The organism is Haloferax sp. S2CR25 (assembly GCF_031624535.1).
GTDB classification, from domain to species: Archaea; Halobacteriota; Halobacteria; order Halobacteriales; family Haloferacaceae; genus Haloferax; species Haloferax massiliensis.
Window position 1 is genome coordinate 394,913 of the sequence record NZ_JAMQOO010000003.1, and the last position, 21,811, is coordinate 416,723.

At 65.5% G+C, this 21,811-nt stretch carries 17 protein-coding genes; 11 read left to right on the top strand and 6 right to left on the bottom strand.

From position 1 onward, the window contains the following. Positions 1–53: 53 nt before the first annotated feature. Together NDI65_RS10210 and NDI65_RS10215 are read left to right on the top strand one after the other, a co-directional pair. Positions 54–1,079 (top strand): Gfo/Idh/MocA family oxidoreductase, encoded by a 1,026-nt coding sequence (locus NDI65_RS10210; RefSeq protein WP_089780471.1) that lies wholly within the window; start codon positions 54–56, stop codon positions 1,077–1,079. A gap of 78 nt (positions 1,080–1,157) precedes the next feature. Then, positions 1,158–2,279: a Gfo/Idh/MocA family oxidoreductase gene (locus tag NDI65_RS10215; RefSeq protein ID WP_089780470.1), complete on the top strand. Its 1,122-nt coding sequence runs from the start codon at positions 1,158–1,160 to the stop codon at positions 2,277–2,279. An 85-nt stretch (positions 2,280–2,364) separates the two neighbouring features. Here NDI65_RS10215 and NDI65_RS10220 read toward each other — a convergent pair whose 3' ends face one another. After that, entirely contained in the window at positions 2,365–3,480 is a 1,116-nt protein-coding gene (locus NDI65_RS10220) for an ABC transporter ATP-binding protein (RefSeq protein WP_089780468.1), read from the bottom strand. Further along, positions 3,477–4,538 carry an ABC transporter ATP-binding protein gene (locus tag NDI65_RS10225; protein WP_089780466.1) on the bottom strand — a complete coding sequence of 354 codons (1,062 nt, stop codon included), beginning with the start codon at positions 4,536–4,538 and terminating at the stop codon, positions 3,477–3,479. The genes NDI65_RS10220 and NDI65_RS10225 overlap by 4 nt, the downstream gene beginning before the upstream one ends. Before the next feature lie 215 nt (positions 4,539–4,753). Here NDI65_RS10225 and NDI65_RS10230 point away from each other — a divergent pair, with 215 nt between their 5' ends. Continuing rightward, complete coding sequence (locus NDI65_RS10230; protein ID WP_089780464.1) at positions 4,754–4,972, top strand: hypothetical protein; 219 nt, start codon at positions 4,754–4,756, stop codon at positions 4,970–4,972. A gap of 233 nt (positions 4,973–5,205) precedes the next feature. On the opposite strand, the gene NDI65_RS10235 is transcribed toward NDI65_RS10230, so the two are convergent. Continuing rightward, the gene (locus tag NDI65_RS10235) at positions 5,206–7,332 is read right to left on the bottom strand and encodes an ABC transporter permease subunit (RefSeq protein ID WP_089780462.1); all 2,127 of its coding nucleotides are present in this window, start codon (positions 7,330–7,332) and stop codon (positions 5,206–5,208) included. 207 nt (positions 7,333–7,539) lie between these two features. Further along, positions 7,540–9,633 carry an ABC transporter substrate-binding protein gene (locus NDI65_RS10240; RefSeq protein ID WP_089780460.1) on the bottom strand — a complete coding sequence of 698 codons (2,094 nt, stop codon included), beginning with the start codon at positions 9,631–9,633 and terminating at the stop codon, positions 7,540–7,542. Between the two features lie 160 nt (positions 9,634–9,793). Between NDI65_RS10240 and NDI65_RS10245 the strand changes: the two genes are divergently transcribed. The 3 genes from NDI65_RS10245 to NDI65_RS10255 all read left to right on the top strand — a co-directional run bounded on the left by NDI65_RS10245 (position 9,794) and on the right by NDI65_RS10255 (position 13,254). Continuing rightward, entirely contained in the window at positions 9,794–10,036 is a 243-nt protein-coding gene (locus NDI65_RS10245) for a hypothetical protein (RefSeq protein WP_226908766.1), read from the top strand. 498 nt (positions 10,037–10,534) lie between these two features. Beyond that, complete coding sequence (locus tag NDI65_RS10250) at positions 10,535–11,599, top strand: alpha/beta fold hydrolase (RefSeq protein ID WP_089780550.1); 1,065 nt, start codon at positions 10,535–10,537, stop codon at positions 11,597–11,599. A 95-nt stretch (positions 11,600–11,694) separates the two neighbouring features. After that, complete coding sequence (locus tag NDI65_RS10255; RefSeq protein WP_310893630.1) at positions 11,695–13,254, top strand: glycoside hydrolase family 28 protein; 1,560 nt, start codon at positions 11,695–11,697, stop codon at positions 13,252–13,254. Positions 13,255–13,302: 48 nt separating this feature from the next. On the opposite strand, the gene NDI65_RS10260 is transcribed toward NDI65_RS10255, so the two are convergent. Then, complete coding sequence (locus tag NDI65_RS10260) at positions 13,303–14,679, bottom strand: DUF362 domain-containing protein (protein WP_310893631.1); 1,377 nt, start codon at positions 14,677–14,679, stop codon at positions 13,303–13,305. A 24-nt stretch (positions 14,680–14,703) separates the two neighbouring features. Further along, positions 14,704–15,852 (bottom strand): Gfo/Idh/MocA family oxidoreductase, encoded by a 1,149-nt coding sequence (locus NDI65_RS10265; protein ID WP_089780450.1) that lies wholly within the window; start codon positions 15,850–15,852, stop codon positions 14,704–14,706. A 380-nt stretch (positions 15,853–16,232) separates the two neighbouring features. On the opposite strand from NDI65_RS10265, the gene NDI65_RS10270 reads away from it, so the two are divergent. The 5 genes from NDI65_RS10270 (at position 16,233) to NDI65_RS10290 (ending at position 21,776) form a co-directional block, all read left to right on the top strand. Beyond that, positions 16,233–18,335 (top strand): pectate lyase, encoded by a 2,103-nt coding sequence (locus tag NDI65_RS10270; protein WP_193310965.1) that lies wholly within the window; start codon positions 16,233–16,235, stop codon positions 18,333–18,335. Between the two features lie 99 nt (positions 18,336–18,434). After that, positions 18,435–19,541 (top strand): Gfo/Idh/MocA family oxidoreductase, encoded by a 1,107-nt coding sequence (locus NDI65_RS10275; RefSeq protein ID WP_089780447.1) that lies wholly within the window; start codon positions 18,435–18,437, stop codon positions 19,539–19,541. Positions 19,542–19,644: 103 nt separating this feature from the next. Beyond that, a complete protein-coding gene (locus NDI65_RS10280; RefSeq protein WP_089780445.1) occupies positions 19,645–20,412 on the top strand; it encodes an IclR family transcriptional regulator in 768 nt (255 codons plus the stop codon). A 676-nt stretch (positions 20,413–21,088) separates the two neighbouring features. Further along, entirely contained in the window at positions 21,089–21,274 is a 186-nt protein-coding gene (locus NDI65_RS10285; RefSeq protein ID WP_089780443.1) for a hypothetical protein, read from the top strand. A gap of 100 nt (positions 21,275–21,374) precedes the next feature. Continuing rightward, entirely contained in the window at positions 21,375–21,776 is a 402-nt protein-coding gene (locus NDI65_RS10290; protein ID WP_089780442.1) for a hypothetical protein, read from the top strand. Positions 21,777–21,811 lie beyond the last annotated feature (35 nt).

A 21,811-nucleotide genomic window follows, 5' to 3' on the forward strand; every position in this document is an offset into this window, starting at 1 on the left:
GAATCGATGACGCCTACAGTCACAGTCACTCCCTCGTCCGACGGTGAGCGCCGATGACCGAGACGCCGATTCGGGTCGGCATCGTCGGCTGTGCGAGCATGGGTCACTCTCACGCCGAAGCGCTCGCCGACATCGACGGCGCGACACTCGTCGGCTGTGCCGACCACACCGCCGAGACCGCCCGGTCGTTCGGCGAGACGCACGGCTGTCCGTCGTACACCGGCCACGCCGACCTGTTCGCCGACGCCGCGCTCGACGCCGTCTGCGTCTGCACACCCAACGGTGCCCACCGCGATATCGTCGTCGACGCCGCGGCGGACGGCATCGACGTGCTCTGCGAGAAGCCGCTGGAAATCACGCCCGACCGCGTGGCGGACATGGTCGACGCCTGCCGCGACGCCGGCGTCACCCTCGCGTGTATCCTCCAGCGGCGGCTGTTCCCCTCGATGCGGTTCGCCCGCGAGGCGGTCCGCGACGGTCGGCTCGGACGACTCGTGTTCGCCGACGTGCGGGTGAAGTGGCACCGCGACCGCTCGTACTACGACGACTCGTCGTGGCATGGGAGCGCCGACCTCGACGGCGGCGTCCTGTTCACGCAGGCGCTCCACGGTGTCGACCTGCTCCAGTGGGTCGCGGGCGACGTGTCACGGGTCGCCGGCACCGGCGACGCGCTGTCCCACGACATCGACGCACCCGATACGGCCGCTCTTTCCCTCCGATTCGAAGACGGCGCGGTCGGGCAGGTGTCGGCGACGACGGCGACGCGACCCCAACAGCCCATCAGTCTCGAATTCAACGGGACGGAGGGAACGCTCCGCGTCACCGAGACGGGCGTCGAACTGTTCGAAGTGAACGGGGAGACACAACCCGTCGACCTCCCCGACCCGTGCCCCGACGGGCCGCACGTCACACAGATACGCGACTTCGTCGCGGCCGTCTCCGAGGGGCGACCGCCGATGGTGCCGCCGGACGAGGCGAGGGCGGGGCTGGACATCGTTTTCGCCGCCGAGCGCTCGGACAGCCGCGGCGAGTGGGTGTCGGTGTCGTCGCTCGCCGGCCCCGGTGACGCGGACGACTGAGCGCGCTGACTCGCCCGACGACTCCCTCGCGCCCGCGCCCGTCAACAGCTATTTGGGCCTCTCCCGCGTCGCCCCGGTATGGAGCGCGTGACTCTCGGTATCATCGGTTGTGGAGCCATCAGCGACGTCTACTTCGAGGCGGGGAACCGCTTCGACGCCCTCGATATCGCCGCCTGCGCCGACCTCGACGCGGACCGCGCGGAGTCGAAAGCGGCCGAGTACGGTGTTCCCCGCGTCCTCTCGACCGAGGACCTGCTCGCCGACCCCGAAATCGACGTGGCGGTCGTGCTCACGCCGGCGGGCACCCACGGCGACCTCGTGTCGGCCGCGCTTCAGGCTGGCAAGCACGCCTACACGGAAAAGCCGCTCGCGGCGACCAAGGCCGAAGGCGAGGCGATTCTGGGGACCGCCGCCGAGCGCGGACTGACCGTCGGCGTCGCGCCCGACACCGTCCTCGGAACCGGCATCCAGACCTGCCGCGACCTCATCGACGAGAGCCGCATCGGCGACCCCGTCGGCGCGACGGCGTTCTGGTCGAACCACGGCCACGAACACTGGCACCCGGACCCCGACGGCTTCTACGCGGAAGGCGGCGGCCCGCTTTTCGACATGGGCCCGTACTATCTCACGTCGCTCGTGACGCTTCTCGGCCCGATTCAGTCGGTCGCCGGCACCGCGAACACGCCGTTCGCAGAGCGCGAGATAACGAGCGAACCGCGCCGCGGCGAGCGGATTCCGGTGTCGGTGCCGACCCACGAGACGGCCGTCGTGACCTTCGAGAACGGCGCGACGGGGACGCTCCTGACGAGTTTCGACGTGTGGGGGTCCGAACTGCCGGGGTTCGAGATTTACGGCACCGAGGGGACGCTGAGCGTCACCAACCCCAACCGGTTCGACGGGACGCCCCGCGTCCACCGCAGCGACGACGACGACGGCGAGTGGCGCGAGGTTCCCGTCGAGCGCGACCACCCCGGCCAACAGCGCGGCCTCGGCCTCGTCGACCTCGCGTACTCGCTCGATTCCGACTGGGACCACCGGACCAGCGGCGACCTCGGGTTCCACGTCCTCGAAGCGATGGACGGCATCCGCGAGTCCGCCGAAGAGGGCGCGTACGTCGAGCTCTCGGCGCAGTGCGAGCGCCCCCCGTCGGTCCCCGACGGCTTCCCGACTGACGTCGGTCCCGCGGACGACGCGGAGTGAACTTGAACTCGGGTGCGAAAACAGGTTTTAGTGCGGGTTTCGGTGCCGGTTCCGGCGCCTGAACGGCAGTCCGAACCGAGGTTTTTCAGTCGGCCGGTTGCTCCGCGTCGTCCGCGACGTCGATGTCGAGGTCGTCGCTGAGCGGTTCGCTGTTCCGGTAGTCGATTCTGTCGTGGGCGTCGAAGCAGGCCGCCTCGTGGCGGTCCGACGGGCCGCTCATGCCCGAGAGGTCCGGCGTGTTCGACGTACAGTACTCCCGCGCCTCGGGACACCGGGTGTGGAACCGACAGCCGCTCGGCGGGTTCTCCGGGTCCGGGATGTCGATTTTCCTGACCGGCGGCGTCTCGATGGGGTCGTTTATCTCCGAGAGACCGGAAGTCGCCCACAGGAGGCTCTTGGTGTACGGGTGCTGGGGGTTCTTGATAATCTCGTCCGCCGGGCCGATTTCGACGATGCGGCCGAGGTACATGACGGCGATGCGACCGTCGGCGCGCCCGGCGAGGTAGCGGGCGTTCGCCATGTTGTGCGAGATGAAGACGAACGAGGTGCTGAACATCTCCTGCAGTTCGAGGAGGAGGTCCATCAGGTTCACCCGCAGCGACACGTCGAGGGCGCTCACGGCCTCGTCGGCGAGGATGAGGTCCGGTTCGAGGAGCATCGAGCGGACGATGACGGTCCGCTGGGCCTCCCCGCCGCTCAGCTGGTGGGGGTACCGCGAGGCGTAGTCGTCCGCGGGGGTGAGGCCGACCGTATCGAGCATCTGGTGGACGAGCTCTCGTCGTTCGACGAGGTTGAGCTCCGGCCGCCACTTCTTCAGCGCCGGATTGAGGTTCTTGAATATCGTCCGGTTGGGGTCAAGCGAGTTCCCCGCGTCCTGATGGACCATCTGGAGCGACTTCCGAATCTCCTTGTACGGGATGTCGCCGGGTTCGAGGTCGGACTTCCAGATGTCCTGCCCGCGGAAGCTGACCGTCCCCGAGGTGGGCCGTTGGAGGCCGATCATGGCCTTCCCGAGCGTCGTCTTGCCACAGCCGGACTCGCCGACGAGCGCGACCACGTCGTTCTCGCCGATGTCGAGCGAGACGTCGTCGACGGCGCGGACGACGCCCTTGTCGTCGCCGAGGAAGCGGTCGAGGATGCCCTCGTTGCCGCCGAAGTGGACGCTCAGGTCGTCGACGCGGAGCAGGGGGTCGGTGCTCATTTCGAGACCTCCTTCTTGAGGGGAATCGTCTCGCGGGCCTCGTCCGTGTAGAAGCACGCGGCCCCGTGGTCGTCGGACACCTCCATGAGGTCAGGGTTCGTCGCCCGGCACTGCTCGTCGGCGAGTGGGCATCGGGTGTGGTACGAACAGCCCTTCGGGACGTTCAGCGGGTCCGGGCTCGTCCCCTCGATGGACGCCATCTCGTCGAGGTTGGCGTCGATGTCGGGTATCGAGTTGAGGAGCTCCCGCGTGTAGGGGTGGGCGGGGTCCATGACGATGTCTTCGACCGGGCCGAGTTCCAGCAGTTCGAAGGCGTACATCACCGCGAGGCGGTCGGAGATGCGCGCGACGTGGCTCAGGTCGTGCGTCACGATGACGATGGTGAGGTCGTACTCGGCTTTCAGCTCCGAGAGGAGCTTCAGAATCGACTGCTGCATCAGGAGGTCGAGCGCGGCGGTCGGCTCGTCCATCACGAGCACGTCGGGGTCGAGGATGAGGCTCAGCGCGATGAGCGCGCGCTGTTTCATCCCGCCCGAGAGCTCGTGGGGGTACGCGTCGAGGACGCGGTCGGGTTCGAGGTGCACGTCGGAGATGAGCTGTCGGGCGCGCTCCATCCCGTCCTGAATATCGTAGTCGTGCGCGCGGAGCGTCTCGACGAAGTGATCGCCGATACTGAGCGTCGGGTTAAAAGAGTCGAGCGCTCCCTGAACGACCATCGAGACCCGTTCCCAGCGGAACCGGCGAAGCTCCTCTTTGCTCAGGTCGTTGACCCTGATGGGCTCGCCGCCCTCCGGCGGGTTGAACACCACGTCGCCGGTGAGCGTCCCCGGCGAGTCGATGGCGTCGAGCATGGAGTCCGCCAGCATCGACTTGCCGGACCCGGACTCGCCGACGACGCCGAGCACCTCGCCGCGGCGGACGTTAATCGACACGTCGTCGAGGACCCGCGCGTCCCCCCGTTCCATCGCGAACGCGACGCTCGCGTTCGTTATCTCTAACACGTTGTGCTCGGCCGACGGCTCGTCTGGCATCTTCTGTTTGGTGTGTTGTGTCGCCATGGTCAGTCCCTCTCGTCGGTTCGTGCGCCGGGCGAGCGTCCCCGCCCGTTACGCGTGCGTATCGTCAACATGTGACCGTAGTAGGAAAATATCACGTTCAATCCTACTTAATACTTTCCGCCGGTGCAAGCGGGTTCGACCAATTTCGGCCACTTCGGACGGTTCAGCCAGCGATACCGGAAAACTATAAGTTCGCCCGCGATGTCCGTGCTGACATGGCGCAAGCACAAACGCGACAGAACGTACTGTGGACAGTTCGCTCCAAAATCGGCGGCATCACCTCGACGGTGATTCTCCTCGGCGCGCTGTTGATTCTCTTCGGTGCCGCCCTTCAGACCGGCGTCTGGGCGGGGATGTTCGGAATAATCGGTGGGTTACTGGTGTTCGTCGCCGTCGCGTTCCGGGTGCTCTTGTGGGCGTACCGACTGGTCTGATCACATCATGGTGAATCCGTAGTACACCCCGACGAGCAGGATAACGAGTATCACGAGGCCGAGCAGGTACCGCGTCGTATTTCCTTCTTTCTCCACTTTCATAGTTGAAGTCCGTTTGGTAGGTCGATAGCGCGTGTGTTAACCTTTTCCCTGCGACCGAGTGACACGGGCGCTCTCGGCGCGGAACGACCGAAAAAACAGCGACGCGAAACCGACCGACCGGGTCGTGCTAGTCAGTCCGCGGCGGACGCGGCACCGTCGCCGCCCTCCGAGCCACCGCGACCGCCCTCCATGTCGTCGGTCGAGACGGTGGCCGCGTGGCGGGCGCGAAGACGGGGGTTGAACAGTCGGTCCGTCCCCTGCGCGAACAGCTGGAGGCCGTACGTCATCGTGACGATGAACAGTATCGGCGCGAGCAGCCAGTGGAAGCGGTCCATCCCCGACAGTGCCCCGCCGGTGCGGGCGACGTTGAGGATGACGCCCCAGTTGCTCGTCGTGAACGGCAGCACGCCGATGAAGTACAGGCCGACGGACTCCATCAGGATGTTCCGCATCGACCCGACCGTTCCCATCGTCAGCATCGGCATGAGCCGGGACATGACGTTCTTCGAGAGGATGCTCGACGTGGGGAGTCCGAGCACCCGCGAGGCCTCGACGTGGGACTCACCGCGGATGGTGAGCACCTGCGAGCGGAGCTGTCGGGCCAACCGTGGCCAGTTGTCGATTGCCAGCACGAACCCGACGAACACCGGACTCTTCGGTTCGAGAATCACGGCGAGGACGATGACGAGCGCCAGCCCGGGGATGTTCATCATCACGTCGGTCACCGTCATGAGCACCTTGTCGATGACGCCGCCGAGGTAGCCGGACGTGACGCCGAAGAAGATGGCGAGTCCCAGCGTGAGCATGGCTCCCGACAGCATCATGATGAGCATCGGACGGGTCGCGAGCACCTGCTGTGCGAGGAGGTCGCGGCCGATGTCGTCGGTGCCGAGCGGGTAGGCCATGTTCTCCAGCGGTTGCAGGAGAATGTCTCCCTGGAACGGTTCGACGGGCCGGACGATGTACGGCCCGAACAGCCCGAGGAACCCGAAGATGCCGAGGATTATCGCACCGACCCGCGCTCGCGGCGAGGTCCAGATGATGCGGAACGGGGTCAGGAGGCTCTGGTCGATTCGCTCTCTGATGTACTCGCCGCGCGAGAAGTCGGAGCTATCGACGTCGAAGCTCATCGCGCCGCTGGACGAGATGCGGTTCCCTTCGATGCGGTCGTCGATGGTTTCGGTCTCGTCCGCGCCGCCGCCCCGCAGGCGGTTGACGAACCGCTGGAGCGTTTCGCGGTACGACCGCGAGTAGGACTCGCGCTGGGTGTGCCCGGCGCGGGGGTCGATGAAGCCGTAGGTGAAGTCGGCGATGAGCAGGCCGATAACGGTGACGAGGGTAAAGAGGATGACCGCCGCCATGACCGTCGTGTAGTCCCGCGCCATCGTGGCCTCGTAGAAGTAAAAGCCCATGCCGCGGTAGCGGAATATCTGCTCCATGATGACCGACCCGCCGAAGAGGCTGGCGAGACCGGCCATGAGACCCGTGTACATCGGGAGCATCGAGTTCCAGCCGATGTAGCGCAATTGAATCCTGCTGTCGGGCAGTCCCCTGAGTTCCGCCACGTCGACGTAGTCTTCGCCGATGATGCGGGTACAGTGCGCCCGGAATTCGAGGCCGCCCCACGAGGTCAGCGCGAACGACATGATGGGCAGCGCCGCGTGTCGCAGCACGCTGGCCATGAACTCGACGTTGAAGCCGGGCGTGAGCGCGTTGTCGTACCGCCCGCCGTTGGGGAAGAACTCGGTGCCGAACCCGAGCGTGAACAGCAACACGAGTCCGACGATGTAGTACGGGACCGCGTCGGAGAAGATGACGAAGTAGCTCCCCACGACGTCCCAACTGTCGCCCTCGTGGACGGCGAGGAAGCCGCCGATGAGGAACACCATGATGGTGCCGATGACGAGGGCGAAAAGGGAGACGAACATCGTCCACGGAATCGCCGGTCCGAGCACGTCCCAGACCGGCTGCGCGTAGAAGATAGACCGTCCGAAGTCAAATTGTGCGACCGATACGATGTATTCGACGTACGCCTGCAGCATCGGCTTGTCCGGATTGACGTTCGAGTACATCTCGACCATCTGGTTGAGGCGGGTCGTCGAAACCGCCCCTCCGGACCGCTGTCTGATCTGCGCGGCGATGTAGTCCATCGGCCCACCGGGTATGAGCCGAACCGTCGCGAACGAGAACGTAATCGCCGCCCAGACCGTTATCAGGGCCTGCGCTATCCGGCGCACGTAGTAATTTTTCTCGACCATCCTTGCTAGTTGTTAGCTCTCATGAGCGCACTTAATCATTATGAATAGGGCTACTTTCGACCGCACTCGACCGAACCGGCCTCGCCGTCGTCGCGCCCGGAGGCGAGTATCTCGGCCTCCGGACGAGGAGTTCACCGCATGGCTGATACGTTCTGACTGACTCGGTGAGACGACGGGTTCTGGTTCAGAGGGCGGCGCTCTCGGCGCTTACTGTCCTCCGGCCGAGTGGAAGTACTCGGTTCCCATCTTGGCCATGTACTGACAGTACGAGTACTGGCCGATCTCGACGATTTCGTAGCGGTACGCGGGGTTCCGGTTGTTGTTCGGCGGCTTCGTCTCCCAGTTGTCGTGATTCAACCAGTAGCCGCCGGTGCCGCCCTCCTCGTTGATGAGCATCATCGGTAGGGACTGGTTGAATATCCACGAGACTTCGGCGACTTTCTGTCTGCGCTCTTCGTCCGACATCTGCGTCCGAAGCTCGTTGAGCTTGTCGATGACGTCGACCTCTTGGAGGTCGCCGCTCGGGTCGCCGATGGGGTACGGCACCTCGACCACGCGGTCCATCGCCCAGTTGTCGTTGGTCGGAAGCGGCTGTCCGGACAGCGACTCCTGAACTCTGAACGAGTTCGAGAAGCCGAGGAACGGCGGACCGGACTTCGCCCCGCCCCAGTTGTCGAACAGCAGCTCCCAGTCGCCTGACTCCAGCGTCTTCCCCGCGCGGATGGTCGCCTCCTGTGCGGTCACTTCGGTCTGGAGGCCGAAGTCGTCCAGGTAGGTCTTCGCGATTTGGGCGAACCGCAGGGCCATCGGCTCCTCGTCGGAGGTCGCCGTGTAGAACCGAAGGGTGACGTTCTCGCCGTTGGGGTCCTTCCAGCGGTTGCCCGGCTTCGTGAAGCCGGCGGCTTCGAGGAGTTCGGTCGCTCGCTGTTCGTCCACGTCGCTCTCCGTGTGTGCGTACCGTTCGAGACTCGCGAGGTCCCCGCTCGGCCAGTTGGAGTTCCCGCCGAACCACGGCACTTCCTTGTCCTGCCCGATGCCGGACGGAATGCGGTCTTCGACCCAGTAAGTGCCGTAGTCAGGAACCCACTCGACGAGCGGCTTCCGGGGGACGATGTGGTGAATCGCCTTCCGAACGCGCGGGTCGCCGGTGATGTCGCTCTGACAGTTGAGCAGGACGCCCATCGCCCCGCTGCGCATCTGCGGCGTGATCTGGTCCTCGGAGAGGCTGTCGGCCGGCCCCCAGCCGTTTTCTTTGAGTTGGTCTCGGGCGGACTGCGACTCCGGCGGGTAGCTCACGTCGATGACGCCCTCCTGCATCGCCTTGGTCCGCTGTTGTTGGTTCGGGTAGCGGTGCCAATCGAGGTTGTAGTCTATCATGTCGCCCGTGATTTCGCCGCTCGACCACTCGGCGTCGCTGAACGGGCTGACGTAGTCGTCGTAGGGCTCGAAGTGCGCGACGTTCTCCTCTCCGCTGACGAACTCCCAGACGGAGTTCCCCGGCACGTTCGCGTTGTCCCAGACGTCCTGCTGAATCGCCTGCATCATCTCCTGCTGGGCGGAGGTCCGCTCCGATTCGGTGGTGGCGTCGTCGAACATCTCGGCGTACTGTCCCCAGATGTCTCGGTGCGCCCAGAGCCACGCCCGGCGCTTCATGTGACCGAACTCGAATATCTCCCGGCTGATGCCGGGCTCGACGAGGTCGAAGGTGAGTTCGTACTTCCCGGTCTGCTCTACGTTCTCGTACAGGGGCTGTGCGCCGTAGCCCTTGTGGACGGTCTGCATCAGCTGACCGATTTTGAGCTGCGTCGTCACGTCCTCCGCCGTCAGGTCGTCGCCGTTGTGCCACGTGTAGGTGTCGCGGATGTTCCACGTGACCTGTCCGTTGTCGGCGTACTCCCAGTCCTTGACGACCATCCCCTTCGTCTTGTTCGACACCTTGTCGTGGACTGCCAACTGGTCGAACATCGCCCAGTACCACCGGAACGAGAAGTTCGCGGCGTTACCGTAGGGGTTGAACCGGGCGTTCGTCGGCGCGAGCGAGATGATGTGGTTGAGTGTCGTCCCCGACGACTGGCCGCTCGACTCGCCGTCGGTCGTCGTGCTTCCGCCGCCGCCGCCCTCGTTTTCGAGGGGCGTCGGCGTGTCCTCGTCTCCGCCCTGACTACACCCAGCCAGCGCGGCGGCGCCGGCCGTGGCACCGAACGCGTTTCGAAGCAGACGACGCCGCGTCTGCGACGACACGTCTTCCCATTCTCCGTCGCTGATCCACTTGTCGGACTCAGCGCTGCTTTGCGAATCCATCACACACTACCCATTATGACTATTCTATATACATCCATCGATAATGCTGATTGTATAATGACACGACACGGTAGCGCGGCCGCTCCCGGGACCTGCGGCGGCCGAACCGAAGGACGGTGGCCCCAAAGGACTATTATCGCGTTTCCCGAAACCGCCGGTAATGGGAACCTCAGAACGGTCGTACTTCAAATGTTGGATCTGCCGAAAGAAGATGCTCTGGACGAGCGTGCTCTCGTTCACCCTGCTTATCGTCGTGCTCGGCCTCCTCGCGATGACGGGCATCGAACGCGGGACGGCGTCGTACGTCGTCCTCATGATGGACTTCGCTCTCGCCGGCGTACTCCTCCTGACCGTCGGCGTCGTCTTCTGGCGCTGTGGCTACCTGAGTGACGCCCTCGACTGACCGGCCGTCGGTCCGCCCCGTTTTCGTTCTCGCCGCCGCCCTCGACTCGCATCACCTCCGTTCTTCGTAGTACGATGCCATTTTCGACCCCGAACACGCCGCAGTCTCTCGATTTCCGCGCCACAATCGCCTCCGAGACGGCCGTTTCTGTTCGCACAGGGGGAACTCACCCACAGCCGACGTCTGAACGTTCGCACCGAACCGGACTTCGGTCAGTGTCTCGTACGAGTGAATATCCCGTTTCGTGGCCTTTGTGCGCCGAATATGGGGAGAACAGCGAAATGTCTCCCACCGTGACGCCGCTACAAGCGTAATACTCACTCACTCGGTTTCAGGACGACTCGACTGACGCGGGCGCTTGCTGAAGTCGGACGAAAGAGTGTCTCAGACGACCGTTTTCCGAAATCGCCCTCGCGTTCGCACACGGGGAACGACTCCGCTAATTCGCGGCGTCGACACGCACTTGTGACCCCGTCGCGTTCGTCGGACCGACACCGAATGACTGGCTTCGACTACGACGACTGGTTCGACGGCGTCCTCCGAGCGAGCGACAGCGGCGACAGTTCGGCCGCGTCTGCGGGCGAACCCGGCCGGGCGTTCGCGGCGTGGCAGGCGTCGTTCCGCGGCGAACTGCGCGACGTGCTCGGGTTTCCGACGATGCGTGACCGCACCGTCGAGGACATCGACCCGAGGCGACGGGAGCGCCCGGGAGCGACGGTTCAACGCCGGCGGTACCAGCGACAGACGTGGAGCGTCCGCACGGAACGGGGGTTCCGCGTCCCGTTCTACCTGCTCGTCCCCGACTCGGTGGACCCGCCGTATCCCGTCGTCGTCGCGCTGCACGGCCACTCCGAACACGGCAAAGACCTCGCCGCCGGCGTCGCCGACGACGAGGCGGCCCGCCGTCACATCGCCGACGACCGACGGGACATCGCGCGGCAGGCGGTCCGCCGTGGCTTCGCCGTCGTCGCTCCCGACATGCGCGCCTTCGGCGAACTACGTCCCGACGCGGCCGACGAACCGAACGCGTCCGACGCCGTCAGCGCGTGTGCGTACTGGCAGAAGCGCGCCCAACTCGTCGGCCGGTCGCTCGTCGGCGAGCGCGTCTGGGACGTGGGCCGCCTGGTCGACTTCGTCGCGGACCGTCCCGACCTCGACGCGGACCGACTGGCCGTCTGCGGCCACTCCGGCGGCGGGACCGTCGCGCTCCTCGCGGGCGCGCTCGATGAGCGAGTCGGGGCCGTCGTCGCCTGCGCGTCGGTCTGCCCGTTCGAGGACTCTATCGTCCCCATCGACCACTGTCTGTGCAACTACGTCCCCGGTCTCCGACGCCTCGGCGAGGTGTGGGACGTCGCCGGTCTCGTCGCCCCGCGGCCGCTCCGCGTCGTCGCGGGCGACGCCGACCCCATCTTCCCGATAGCCGGGGCGAGACGGGCGTTCGACCGCATTCGCGGGCGGTACTGCGCCGCGGACGCGGCAGGCGAATGTAGCCTGTTCGTCGGCGACGGCGGCCACCGCTTCTTCGAGGCCGGCGCGTGGCCCTTCCTGCGCGACCGACTCTGAGCCGACTCGCCGTACCCCTCCCCACGGGGACAGGCCGTGCTGCGTCGTGTTACCCCGGCACAACGTTTATCAATTCGCTCGCGGATGCTTGAGGCGTGACTCTCGAACAGCGGAACGTGCGTGACTACGGTACCGACGACGACGATTCGCTCGACACGGCGGCGATTCAGGCGGCGCTCGACGACTGCGCCGGCGAGGGCGGCGAGGTGTATCTCCCGCCGGGGACGTACCGAAGCGCCCCGCTCCGCGTCGGCGACGACACGACTCTCAGGCTGGCGAACGGCGCGGAACTCCGGTTCGTCGAGGACTTCACCGAGTTCCCGACGGTCGAGAGCCGATGGGAGGGGTGGGACCAAGACGGCTTCCACCCGTGTCTCCACGTGGCCGACGCCTCCAACGTCACCATCACCGGCGAGGGCGTCATCGACGGCGGCGGCTCCTACTGGTGGGAGTTCGTGTCGTTACCGCCCGAACAGTACCCCTCCGAACTCGCCGAGCGACTCGAAGAGATTCGGCGCGGCAACCAGCAGGACGAGGTGAGCACGTTCACGGTGCGCCCGCCGCTACTCCAAATCGACGGCTGTGAGAACGTGACCCTCTCCGGCGTGACGCTTCGGAACTCCCCGTTTTGGAACACGCACGTCGTCTACTCCGAGGACGTGACGATTCACGACGTATCGATTCAGAACCCGCCGGACGCCCCGAACGGCGACGGCATCGACATCGACTCCTCGCGGTTCGTCAGGGTCAGCGACACCCACATCGACGCCGGCGACGACGCCATCTGCCTGAAGTCCGGCAAGGACGAGGAGGGCCGCGAGGTCGGTCGCCCGACCGAGAACGTCGTCGTGACGAACTGCACGGTCGAACACGGCCACGGCGGCGTCGTCATCGGGAGCGAGACGGCCGGCGACGTGCGACACGTCACCGTCACGAACTGCACCTTCACCGACACCGACCGCGGCATCCGCATCAAGTCCAAGCGCGGCCGCGGCGGGACGGTCGAGGACCTCCGGTTCGACACCATCGTCATGCGCCGCGTCGCCTGCCCGTTCGTCATCAACGGCTACTACCAGACGGACATCGACAGCGACCCCGAGCCCGTCACCGAGGCGACGCCGAACGTCCGCAACGTCGACTTCCACCACATCACCGCCGAGGAGGTCGAGTCGGCGGCGTTCCTCGCGGGCCTTCCCGAACGGCGCTTCGAGAGCATCTCCTTTACCGACGTGGACATCGACGCGACTCGCCCCTTCGACGCCTCGGACCTCTCGCCGGCGATGGCGAACGGCTACGACCAGCGACACGGCGTCTTCTGTAAGTCGCTCGGGAGCGTCTCGTTCACGGACGTTCGCGTGACGGTCCCCGACGGGAGCGGGACCCCGCTGACCGCGGAAGCGAGTTCGACGGTCGTCCTCGACGGCTTCGAAGCCCAGTCCGACGGGGGGCCGGCCGTCGAGGCGGACGGCGTCGAACACCTCCGAATCGGCGGCTGTGTCGCCCCCGAGGACGGCGAACCGTTCGCCCGCGTCCGCGACGGCGCGAATGACGGGGATGACGCGAATGACGGCGAGTCGTCGGTGCTCCTCGCGGGCAACTACGGCGACATGGACGAGGCCGTCGTCTCGGCACAGTCCGAACCGGTCGAGCGGTAAGCGACGCCCGACAACCCCGTTTTTTCGAAAAAGACGTTCCTGCGCGCTTCAGTCCCGGATCGACGGCGCGGCGAACCGCCCGTCTTCGAACGCTATCGCCGAGGGCTCCTCGACCACGCGCAGGTCGTCGCGGTCGCGGGCCTCCTCGACCAGCGCCGGCGAGGCGTACAGCCGGTGGAGGTGCATGGTGTCGGCCGCGCGGACGACCCGGACCGTGTCGAGGTCGACGACGCCGATGGTCGACAGCGCCGCGACCACGCCCGCGCGGTCGGTCTCGACGACGGGCGGGAGCTTCACGCCGCGGATGGTGCTCGCGGTGAGCGCGTTGATGAGCGTCGTCCCCGCGTCCAACTCGGCGACGATGTCCTCGTGAATCACGTCCGCCGACCCGACGCCCATCGCGTTGCCGTGGGTCTTGTCGGTCAGTCCGCGGGTGTAGATGCGCTTGACGTTCGGCTTCTCGGGGGCGGGCTCGTTGATGGAGAACGGCCGGCGGCCGATGACGTTCGTGTCCATCCCCTGCCCGCTAATCTCCTTGCCCTGTCGGTCGAACACGACCAAATCGAGCTCCTCGAACGGGAGCTTCGGCATCAGTTCGTACGCGGTTTCGAGCAGTTCGCGCTCGCGGTCGAGGAAGCCCGACGGGGGGACGCCCTCGACCAGCGTGGTGTCGTCGTGCTGGTCTTCCACGATGGCGACGCCGCCCACGATGGGAAGCGAGTCCAAGAGTTGCTCGGTTATCTCGGGAATCATCCGCCGGAACGACCAGTCGACCGCCCACTTGTGGGCGATCTGCGCGCCGCGCTGTTTGCCCATGCCGATGACGAGCATCTTCGACAGCCCGCTTTCGACCTCGCCGTCGAAGTCGGTGTGGGGCTTGACGCGGTTGATGGGGACGATGGCGTCCGCGCCCGCCGCGTTGGCGTCGGCGACGACGGGCACGTCGCGGTCCGGCGTGCGCCCGACCTCCACGACCTCCATGCTGGACCGAATCTCACAGCCGATTCGTGCTTCGGTGACGCCGAGTTCGTTCAGCATCTCCCGCTGTCCCTCGCCGGTCGCGCCGCCGTGGCTCCCCATCGCGGGGAAGACGAACGGCTCGTAGCCCGCCTCGGAGACGGCGTCGACGACGCCCGCGACGATTTCGGGTATGTTCGCGATACCGCGGCTCCCGACCCCGAGTGCGACCTCGCCGCCGTCGGGAACGTCCGCGAACGACAGCGCGGCGACGGCGCTCGCGGCCGCCTCCGGGACCTCGGCTTCCGGAATCGGCTCCGTCTCCCAGAGCTGTTCGATGACGCCTAACTCGGGGAGCGGGGGGTTTCCGCACGCTTCGAGGATAACGTCCTCCGGCACGGAGAGCCAGTCTGTGGGGTTCTCGTCGCCATCTGTGTGCATGCGCCACTCGACGGCCGAGTTCGACATAAAACTGTTCGTCGGGGGGCTTTTCTACGCGTTGAGGTCGTCGAGAACGACGCGGCGGCCCTCCTCGGAGGACCGATAGCTCGCCTCGGTGAGTTGGACGCCGCGCGCTCCGGCGGTGAAGTCCCACGGGAACGGCTCGTCGGCGACGACGTGGCGGATGAACTTCTCCCACTGGAGCTTGAACGCGTTCTCGAACACCCGGTTGTTCGGGACGCCCGTCCAGTCCTCGTAGAAGTCGTGTTCCTTCGGCGTGTCCGGGTTCCACTCCGGTTTCGGCGTGTTCGCGTGGCCCTGCGTCTTGCAGTCGCGCAGGCCGGCGACCGCGCTGCCGTCGGTCCCGTCGACCTGAATTTCGAGGAGGTCGTCGCGGTTGACGCGGACGGTCCACGAGGAGTTGAGCTGGGCGACGATGTCGTCTTCCAGTTCCATGATGGCGTAGGCGGCGTCGTCGGCGGTCGCCTCGTACGGCTCGCCGTCCTCGTCGATTCGCTCGTCGATGTGGGTCTTCTGGAGACAGCGGACGGACTCCACCTCGCCGAAGAGGTTCTCCAGCACGTAGCTCCAGTGGGAGAACATGTCGTCGACGATGCCGCCGCCGTCCTCGGCCCGGTAGTTCCACGAGGGGCGCTGTGCCTCCTGTCCGTGCCCGGTGAACACCCAGTAGCCGAACTCGACGCGCACGGAGAGGATATCGCCGAAGAAGTCCTGTTCGATGAGCCGCTGGAGCTTCAACAGCCCCGGGAGCCAGAGTTTGTCCTGCACGATGCCGTGTTTCACGTCGCTGTCTTCGGCCATCCCGGCCACGTCGAGCGCGGCGCTGAGGTCGCTCGCCAGCGGTTTCTCGCAGTAGACGTGCTTTCCGGCGTCGATGGCCTTCATGACGCTGTCCGGCCGGCGGGGAGTAATCTGCGAGTCGAAGTACACCTCGTCGTCGCCGTCGAGACACGTTTCGAGGTCGGGGTCGACGGTCCAGCGGTCGATGCCGTGTTCCTCGCTCAGTTCGCGGAGTTTGCGTTCGTTGCGGCCGACGAGAATCGGGTCCGGCATCACCCGTTCCCCGCTGGGAAGTTCCACGCCGCCCTCCTCGCGCAGCGCGACGATAGAGCGGATGAGATGCTGATTCGTTCCCATCCGGCCGGTCACGCCGTTCATAATGATACCTAGCTCTTGCATGGGCTGACTCGTTGCACCAACCTGATTGTCGGAGCGTAATAACCTTTTGCATGAATCGGGTTCCCAATGGACGGCGATTCGCGCGCTCGAACGGCTCTTCGTCGTGAATCTGACTCATCGCACCCCGCGTGAGAGCGGGTCCCCGCCCGCGCCGCGAGCGATTCGCATACCGATTCGAACTCTCCGAACTTTATAAGCAATGAACAATGTGTTACAAACATATGTCTGTAATACATTCGGCTCTATCCCGTTATCTCGCCCCCGAAACGACGGAATCTGTTCGACTGGTTCGAACTTTATGTACTTCCGGCCGCCGGGGTTCGAGGCCGCCGTAAATTATAACAATCGTTGAATATGTTATCTGTTCGAGTGATACGCTCATGAAACCTGATAGGAGAACGTTCCTCCGCGTGCTCGGAGCCGGGAGTATCGGTGCGGCGACGACTGGCCTCTTCGGCGGCAGTGCCGCGGCCGCGACCGTGATTACGATGCGAGGCGGCGGCGACGACATCTGGGGGACGGCCGACGCGTTCCACTACCACTACACGGAGCTGAGCGGCGACTTCGACGTCGCCGTCCAGAACACCGGCATCGACAACGTCGAAAGTTGGACGAAGGCGGGTCCGATGGTCCGCGAGTCGCTCGACCCCGACTCGAAGAACGTCATGGTCCGCCGGCGACCCAACGGCGAGGCGTCGATGCAGTATCGGCCCGAAGACGGCGCTGAGACGGATAGCGTCGGCGGCACATCGGCCGACTGGCTCCGCCTCACGCGACACGGCGACACGATAGAGACGTACCGCTCCACGGACGGCGAGACGTGGACGTCGATTAACACGCTCGGGGCCGACGACATCTCGCTGGGCGACAGCGTCTACGTCGGACTGGCCGTCACCAGTCACCTCTCGGGGACGCTCGCGACGGCGACGTTTCAGAGCCTCTCGGGCGTCGAACCCGACCGGAACCGCGATATCGGCGACGTCGACGTCGCGGGGAGCGTGGAGAACACGACGGGCGTCCCGCTCGTCTCGACCGGCGACGTGACCGACGTCGGTCCCGACTCCGCGACGCTCACCGGCGAACTCGGCGACCTCGGCGGTGCCGATTCCGCGGACTGTTACTTCGAGTATCGGGAGGTACCGACCGAAGCGTGGCAGACCACGGAATCGACGCAACTCACCTCGTCGGGCGCGTTCAACGTCGAGGCTGACGACCTGACGGAACGCCGCTACTACGAGGTGCGCGCGGTGGCCGACACGGCAGACGGCGATACTGCATGGGGCGCAGTCTCCACGTTCAGCACGCCGAGCCCGTCGAACAGCGAGGTCCCGGCCGACGCCGGCCCGGACAGCGCGTCGCAGTTCGGACCGAGTGACGGGTTCGCCGATGCGGCCCCGTGGCTCGACGACGACACGCCGGTCATCGTGATAACCGAGCCGACGCGCCGCCAACTGGAGAAGGCGGTCACCGTCGACGGCGAGCGACTGGTCGTCTTCGAGACCAGCGGTACAATCGACCTCGGCGTGCGCGACCTCCCGATTCCGTACGACAAGTGCTACATCGCGGGTCAGACCGCGCCCTCGCCGGGCGTCACGCTGGTCAAAGGACGCGTGAATATCGCGGCGAGCGACTGCGTCCTCCAGCACGTTCGGGTTCGACTCGGCGACGCGGGCATCGATGAACCGACAGAGGACTGGGCGCTCGACACGGTCAACACGGCCGACGAGACGGAGAACAACGTCATCGACCACGTCTCTGCCTCGTGGAGCGTCGACGAGTGTCTCTCGGTCGGCTACGAGACCGCCGACACGACCGTCTCGAACTGCCTCGTCGCCGAGGCGCTCGACGACTCGGTCCACCCGAAGGGCGAACACGGCTACGGCTCGCTCATCGGCAACGACGCGAAGAACGTCGCCATGCTGGGGAACGTCTGGGCGTTCAACACCGACCGCCACCCCAGACTCAAGGAGGGAACCGAGAGCGTCGTCGTCAACAACGTGATGTACGACTTCGAGGACGGAACGTGGTTGGACCCCGACACCGAGGCGAGCATCGTCGGCAACGCCTACCTCCAGCCCAACTCGGAGAAGGCGAACGTCTTCGCCGAGGACGGCGTGGACACGGCCGTGGTGTACCTCGAAGACAACGTCACCGACGACGACGACGTGGCGATGGTCGACGACGACGTGACCGTGGTCGACGAGCGGCCGCTCTGGCCCGACGGACTGGCCGCGATGCCGTCGGACCGGACGTTCGAACACAACCTCGCAAACGTCGGCGCGCGGCCCGCCGACCGGACCGCGACCGACGAGCGCATCCTCGAACACGTCGAACTCGGCGCGAGCTATCTCGTCGACAGCCAAAAGCGGGTCGGCGGCTACCCGGACCTCCCGGTCAACAGCCACGAACTGAACGTCCCCAACGGCGGAACCCGCCCGTGGCTCCGGTCGTGGTCCCGGCGGGTCGAGACGCCGCGGCGCTGACCGCACGAGGCCGACGCACCGTCCGCCGCCACCCCGTTCGCCGCCGGCTATCTTGCCCGTACCCACATATTTTTAAATTATTTTCTATGAACTACGTGTATGGGTGCGAACATCGGATACATCGGTATCGACCACCACCACCGGGACCCTTACTTCGCCGTCGCGAGCGAGTTGGACGCGACGATTACCGCGGTCTGCGAACCGGGACGACGGGTCGACGTGGCGAATATCGCGGCGATGGACGACCGACCCGACGAAATCACGACCGAGGGACAGGACATGGCGGACCTCGTCGGCGGCGCGGCGGTGTACGAGGACCCTCACGAACTCGTCTCAGACGCCGACGTCGACGTGGCGTGGATAACCCACCGGAGCGACGAGACGCCGGCAATCGTCGAGAGCGCCGTCGAAAACGGCGTCCACGTCATCAGCGAGAAGCCCATCGCCCGGACCGCCGCCGACCTCGAAGCCATCGCCGAGCGGGCCAACGAACTCGGCGTGACCGTCTCGCCGACGATGTACTACCGTCGCAACCCCGTCGCGATGACGCTCCGCGACCGGGTTTCGGAGGGCTTCTTCGGCGACGTGTGGACGCTCGACGGCCGCTTCAACGCCAGCCAGCTCTCCTACCGGGACACCGACCACTACCTCTACGACCGAGAGACGAGTCGCGGCGGCGCGCTCCAGTGGATCGGTCCGCACTGGGTCGACGTGATGCCGTGGATTCTCGACGACCCCATCGCGCGGGTGAACGCCCGATTCCACGACGCGGTCGAGGCGGACGTGGAAGCCGGGGCGGTCCTCCAGTTCGAGACCGAAAGCGGGACGCTCGGCACGTATCACACCGGCTACTACCTGAGCGACCGCGGCAAGGACACGCACCTCGGCATCTACGGCACCGACGCGCAGGCGCTGACGCCGCTGCACCACGACTCGCTGCAGCACGAACCCACGGTCCCGCTCGACATCACCTCGGAGCACCCCGACTGGACCGCCGCGCCGAAACGGACCGTCGAGTTCGAGTTCACCTACGACCGGTTCCCGGCGTGGGGCGACTTCGTACAGGACTACTTCGAGGACTACTTCGCGGGCTACGACACCGGCGACGTGCCCGCGACGGTCGACGACGCCGTGCAACTGCTGCGCGTCCTCGACGCGGCCTACGAGTCCGGAGAGCGCGGCGGCTGGGTCGAAGTCGAGGGATGAACGCGCTCGCCGACGCTGTGCCCGGCGGACCGCGCCGCGCCGCGTCGCCGACCGGCCGTTCGGCCTTCCTGAACTTTAAATACGTGGCCGAAGATATCGAGGTATGCCAACGGATGACTCGCCCACGACGCTTCGGACGACCGCCACTTCGATAGCGATTCTGAAGCAACTCGAAGCGATAGACGGCGCGAGAGTCTCCGAAATCGCCGAGCGGATGGACAAGCCCAAGAGCACGATTCACGGTCACCTCGCGACGCTCAAGCAGGAACAGTTCGTCATCAAAGAGGGCGATTTCTACTTTATCGGTCCGGAACTGCTCCGATTGGGGAACCAAGTCCGGACGCGGGAGCCGGCGTTCGTCCTCGCGCGACAGTTCACCGAGCGACTGTTCGAAGAGACACGCCTCCGGTCGATTTTCACCGTCGAGATGGGCGGGAAGGCCGTCTTCCTGCACACCGCGTCGGGGAGTAAGATGGGGTGGTCCCACGAGCAACTCGGTAACCGGTTGTTCCTGCACAACACCGCCGTCGGGAAGGCGATTCTCGCGGAACTCCCGGAGCCGCGCATCGAACAGATAATCGACCGGTGGGGCCTCCCGCGGGAGACGGAAAACACCACCACCGACCGCGAGGCGCTGTTCGAGGAACTGGAGCGCGTCCGCGAGCAGGGCTACGCCGTCAACCGCGCCGAGAACTTCAACGAACTCTACGCCATCGGCGTCGCCGCGACGCGGCGCTCCGGCGACGTTATCGGCGGTTTCAGCGTCACGGGACCGGCTCACTCGGTGACCGGCGAGGACAGGAAAGCCGAACTCGCACACACGGTTAGAGACATCGTCAGCGAGTTCGAACTGGAGCTCGCGCTCGCGTGACTCGGGTGGGACCGCCCCGCGTCACTCTCCGCGGTCGAGCGTCCTCGGGCGTTCGGAATCGCCGAACGTTATATACCCACGATAGTTACAGCCGCGCTCTCCGCTGGATTATTACTACGAATCAACAAATTACGCTCGTACGTCTGTAATATATTCTCGTACCGCTCCACCCGCCTGAACGGGCGTTCGGACGCAGTGACCGAACGCTCTCGATTACGGCCGGCGTATCAATACTATCGAATACAAGACTAGTCTTCTGTACTATCGGAATCCAGTAATAATTCGTTTCTGAGAGGCTATCTCTCGACTCGCGTTCGACGATATCAGAAACGTCACTATTTGAACGCTGAAACGGTGAAGAGCACAATATATCCCGTTCGCTCCGATTTTCGACTCGGTTTCCGGTACCGACCAACGCTGGTTCGGGTCGTTGCGATTCGCCCCCGAAAAGACCCCGTAAACGTCGAACTAACCGTCGTTGCGGCCCGTTCGCCTCTCTTGTTCGTTCCCTCGTACCCCCGAACCACGAATCGAGATTCGAAGTGGCTCCCCGTGAAATACCAATTTCAAATGTATATCTGATTATTTATATTTCATCGGCGTGTGCTCTCGGAACCCGCCGTGTTCGTTCGACGGCCGCCACCTTTTCTTCCGAGGAGTCGTTACCGCCGACGCTATGGGCGTGATGAGCAAGCTTCGACGGCTGCTCGGCCTCGTAGAGGGACGCGAAGACGAAGTCGCCAAACAAGTCGGAAAGCGGACGAAGGTGAGCGAGGAGAAGGCCAAGAGAGGCATCGATAAGGCGACTGACGCGGTCGAAACCGGCTCTGACGGCGGCTCGGGGGACCGGGGGAGCCACTGACCGACGGGTCGTGACGGGTCGTGACGGTCGGTCGGGAGACAAGCGGGTATCTCGCGCGTCTCGGCGGACCACTCATATCGTTCGGCCTCGCACACGGACTATGCCCGAATCTCACGCGCCGTCGCTCGACGGACGAGTCTTCAAATCGGTCGCCAACGCCGAGAGCGGCGACGTCGGCGGCGACACCTACTTCTGGTTCGACCAGTCCGACGACCTGCTTCACGCGACGTACCGCGGCGGAACCGTCAGGTTGGGCCACCTCGTCGGCCGCCACCTCGGCGACACGCTCGACTTCCGGTACTCTCACGTCACCGAAGACGGGACGACCGCGACCGGCCACTCCACGGACCGCATCGAGCGACTGGGCGACGGCCGCCTCCGCCTCCACGAGGACTGGTCGTGGGACTCGAAGCCCGGCTCCGGGACGAGCGTTCTCGAAGAACTCACCGATGAGGAGCGGGCGGGCCTCGACCTGTCACCCGAATCGTTCGACGGGCGGTAGCGGCGCGCCCTGCGCTCGCTTCGCCGCTCGCCTCG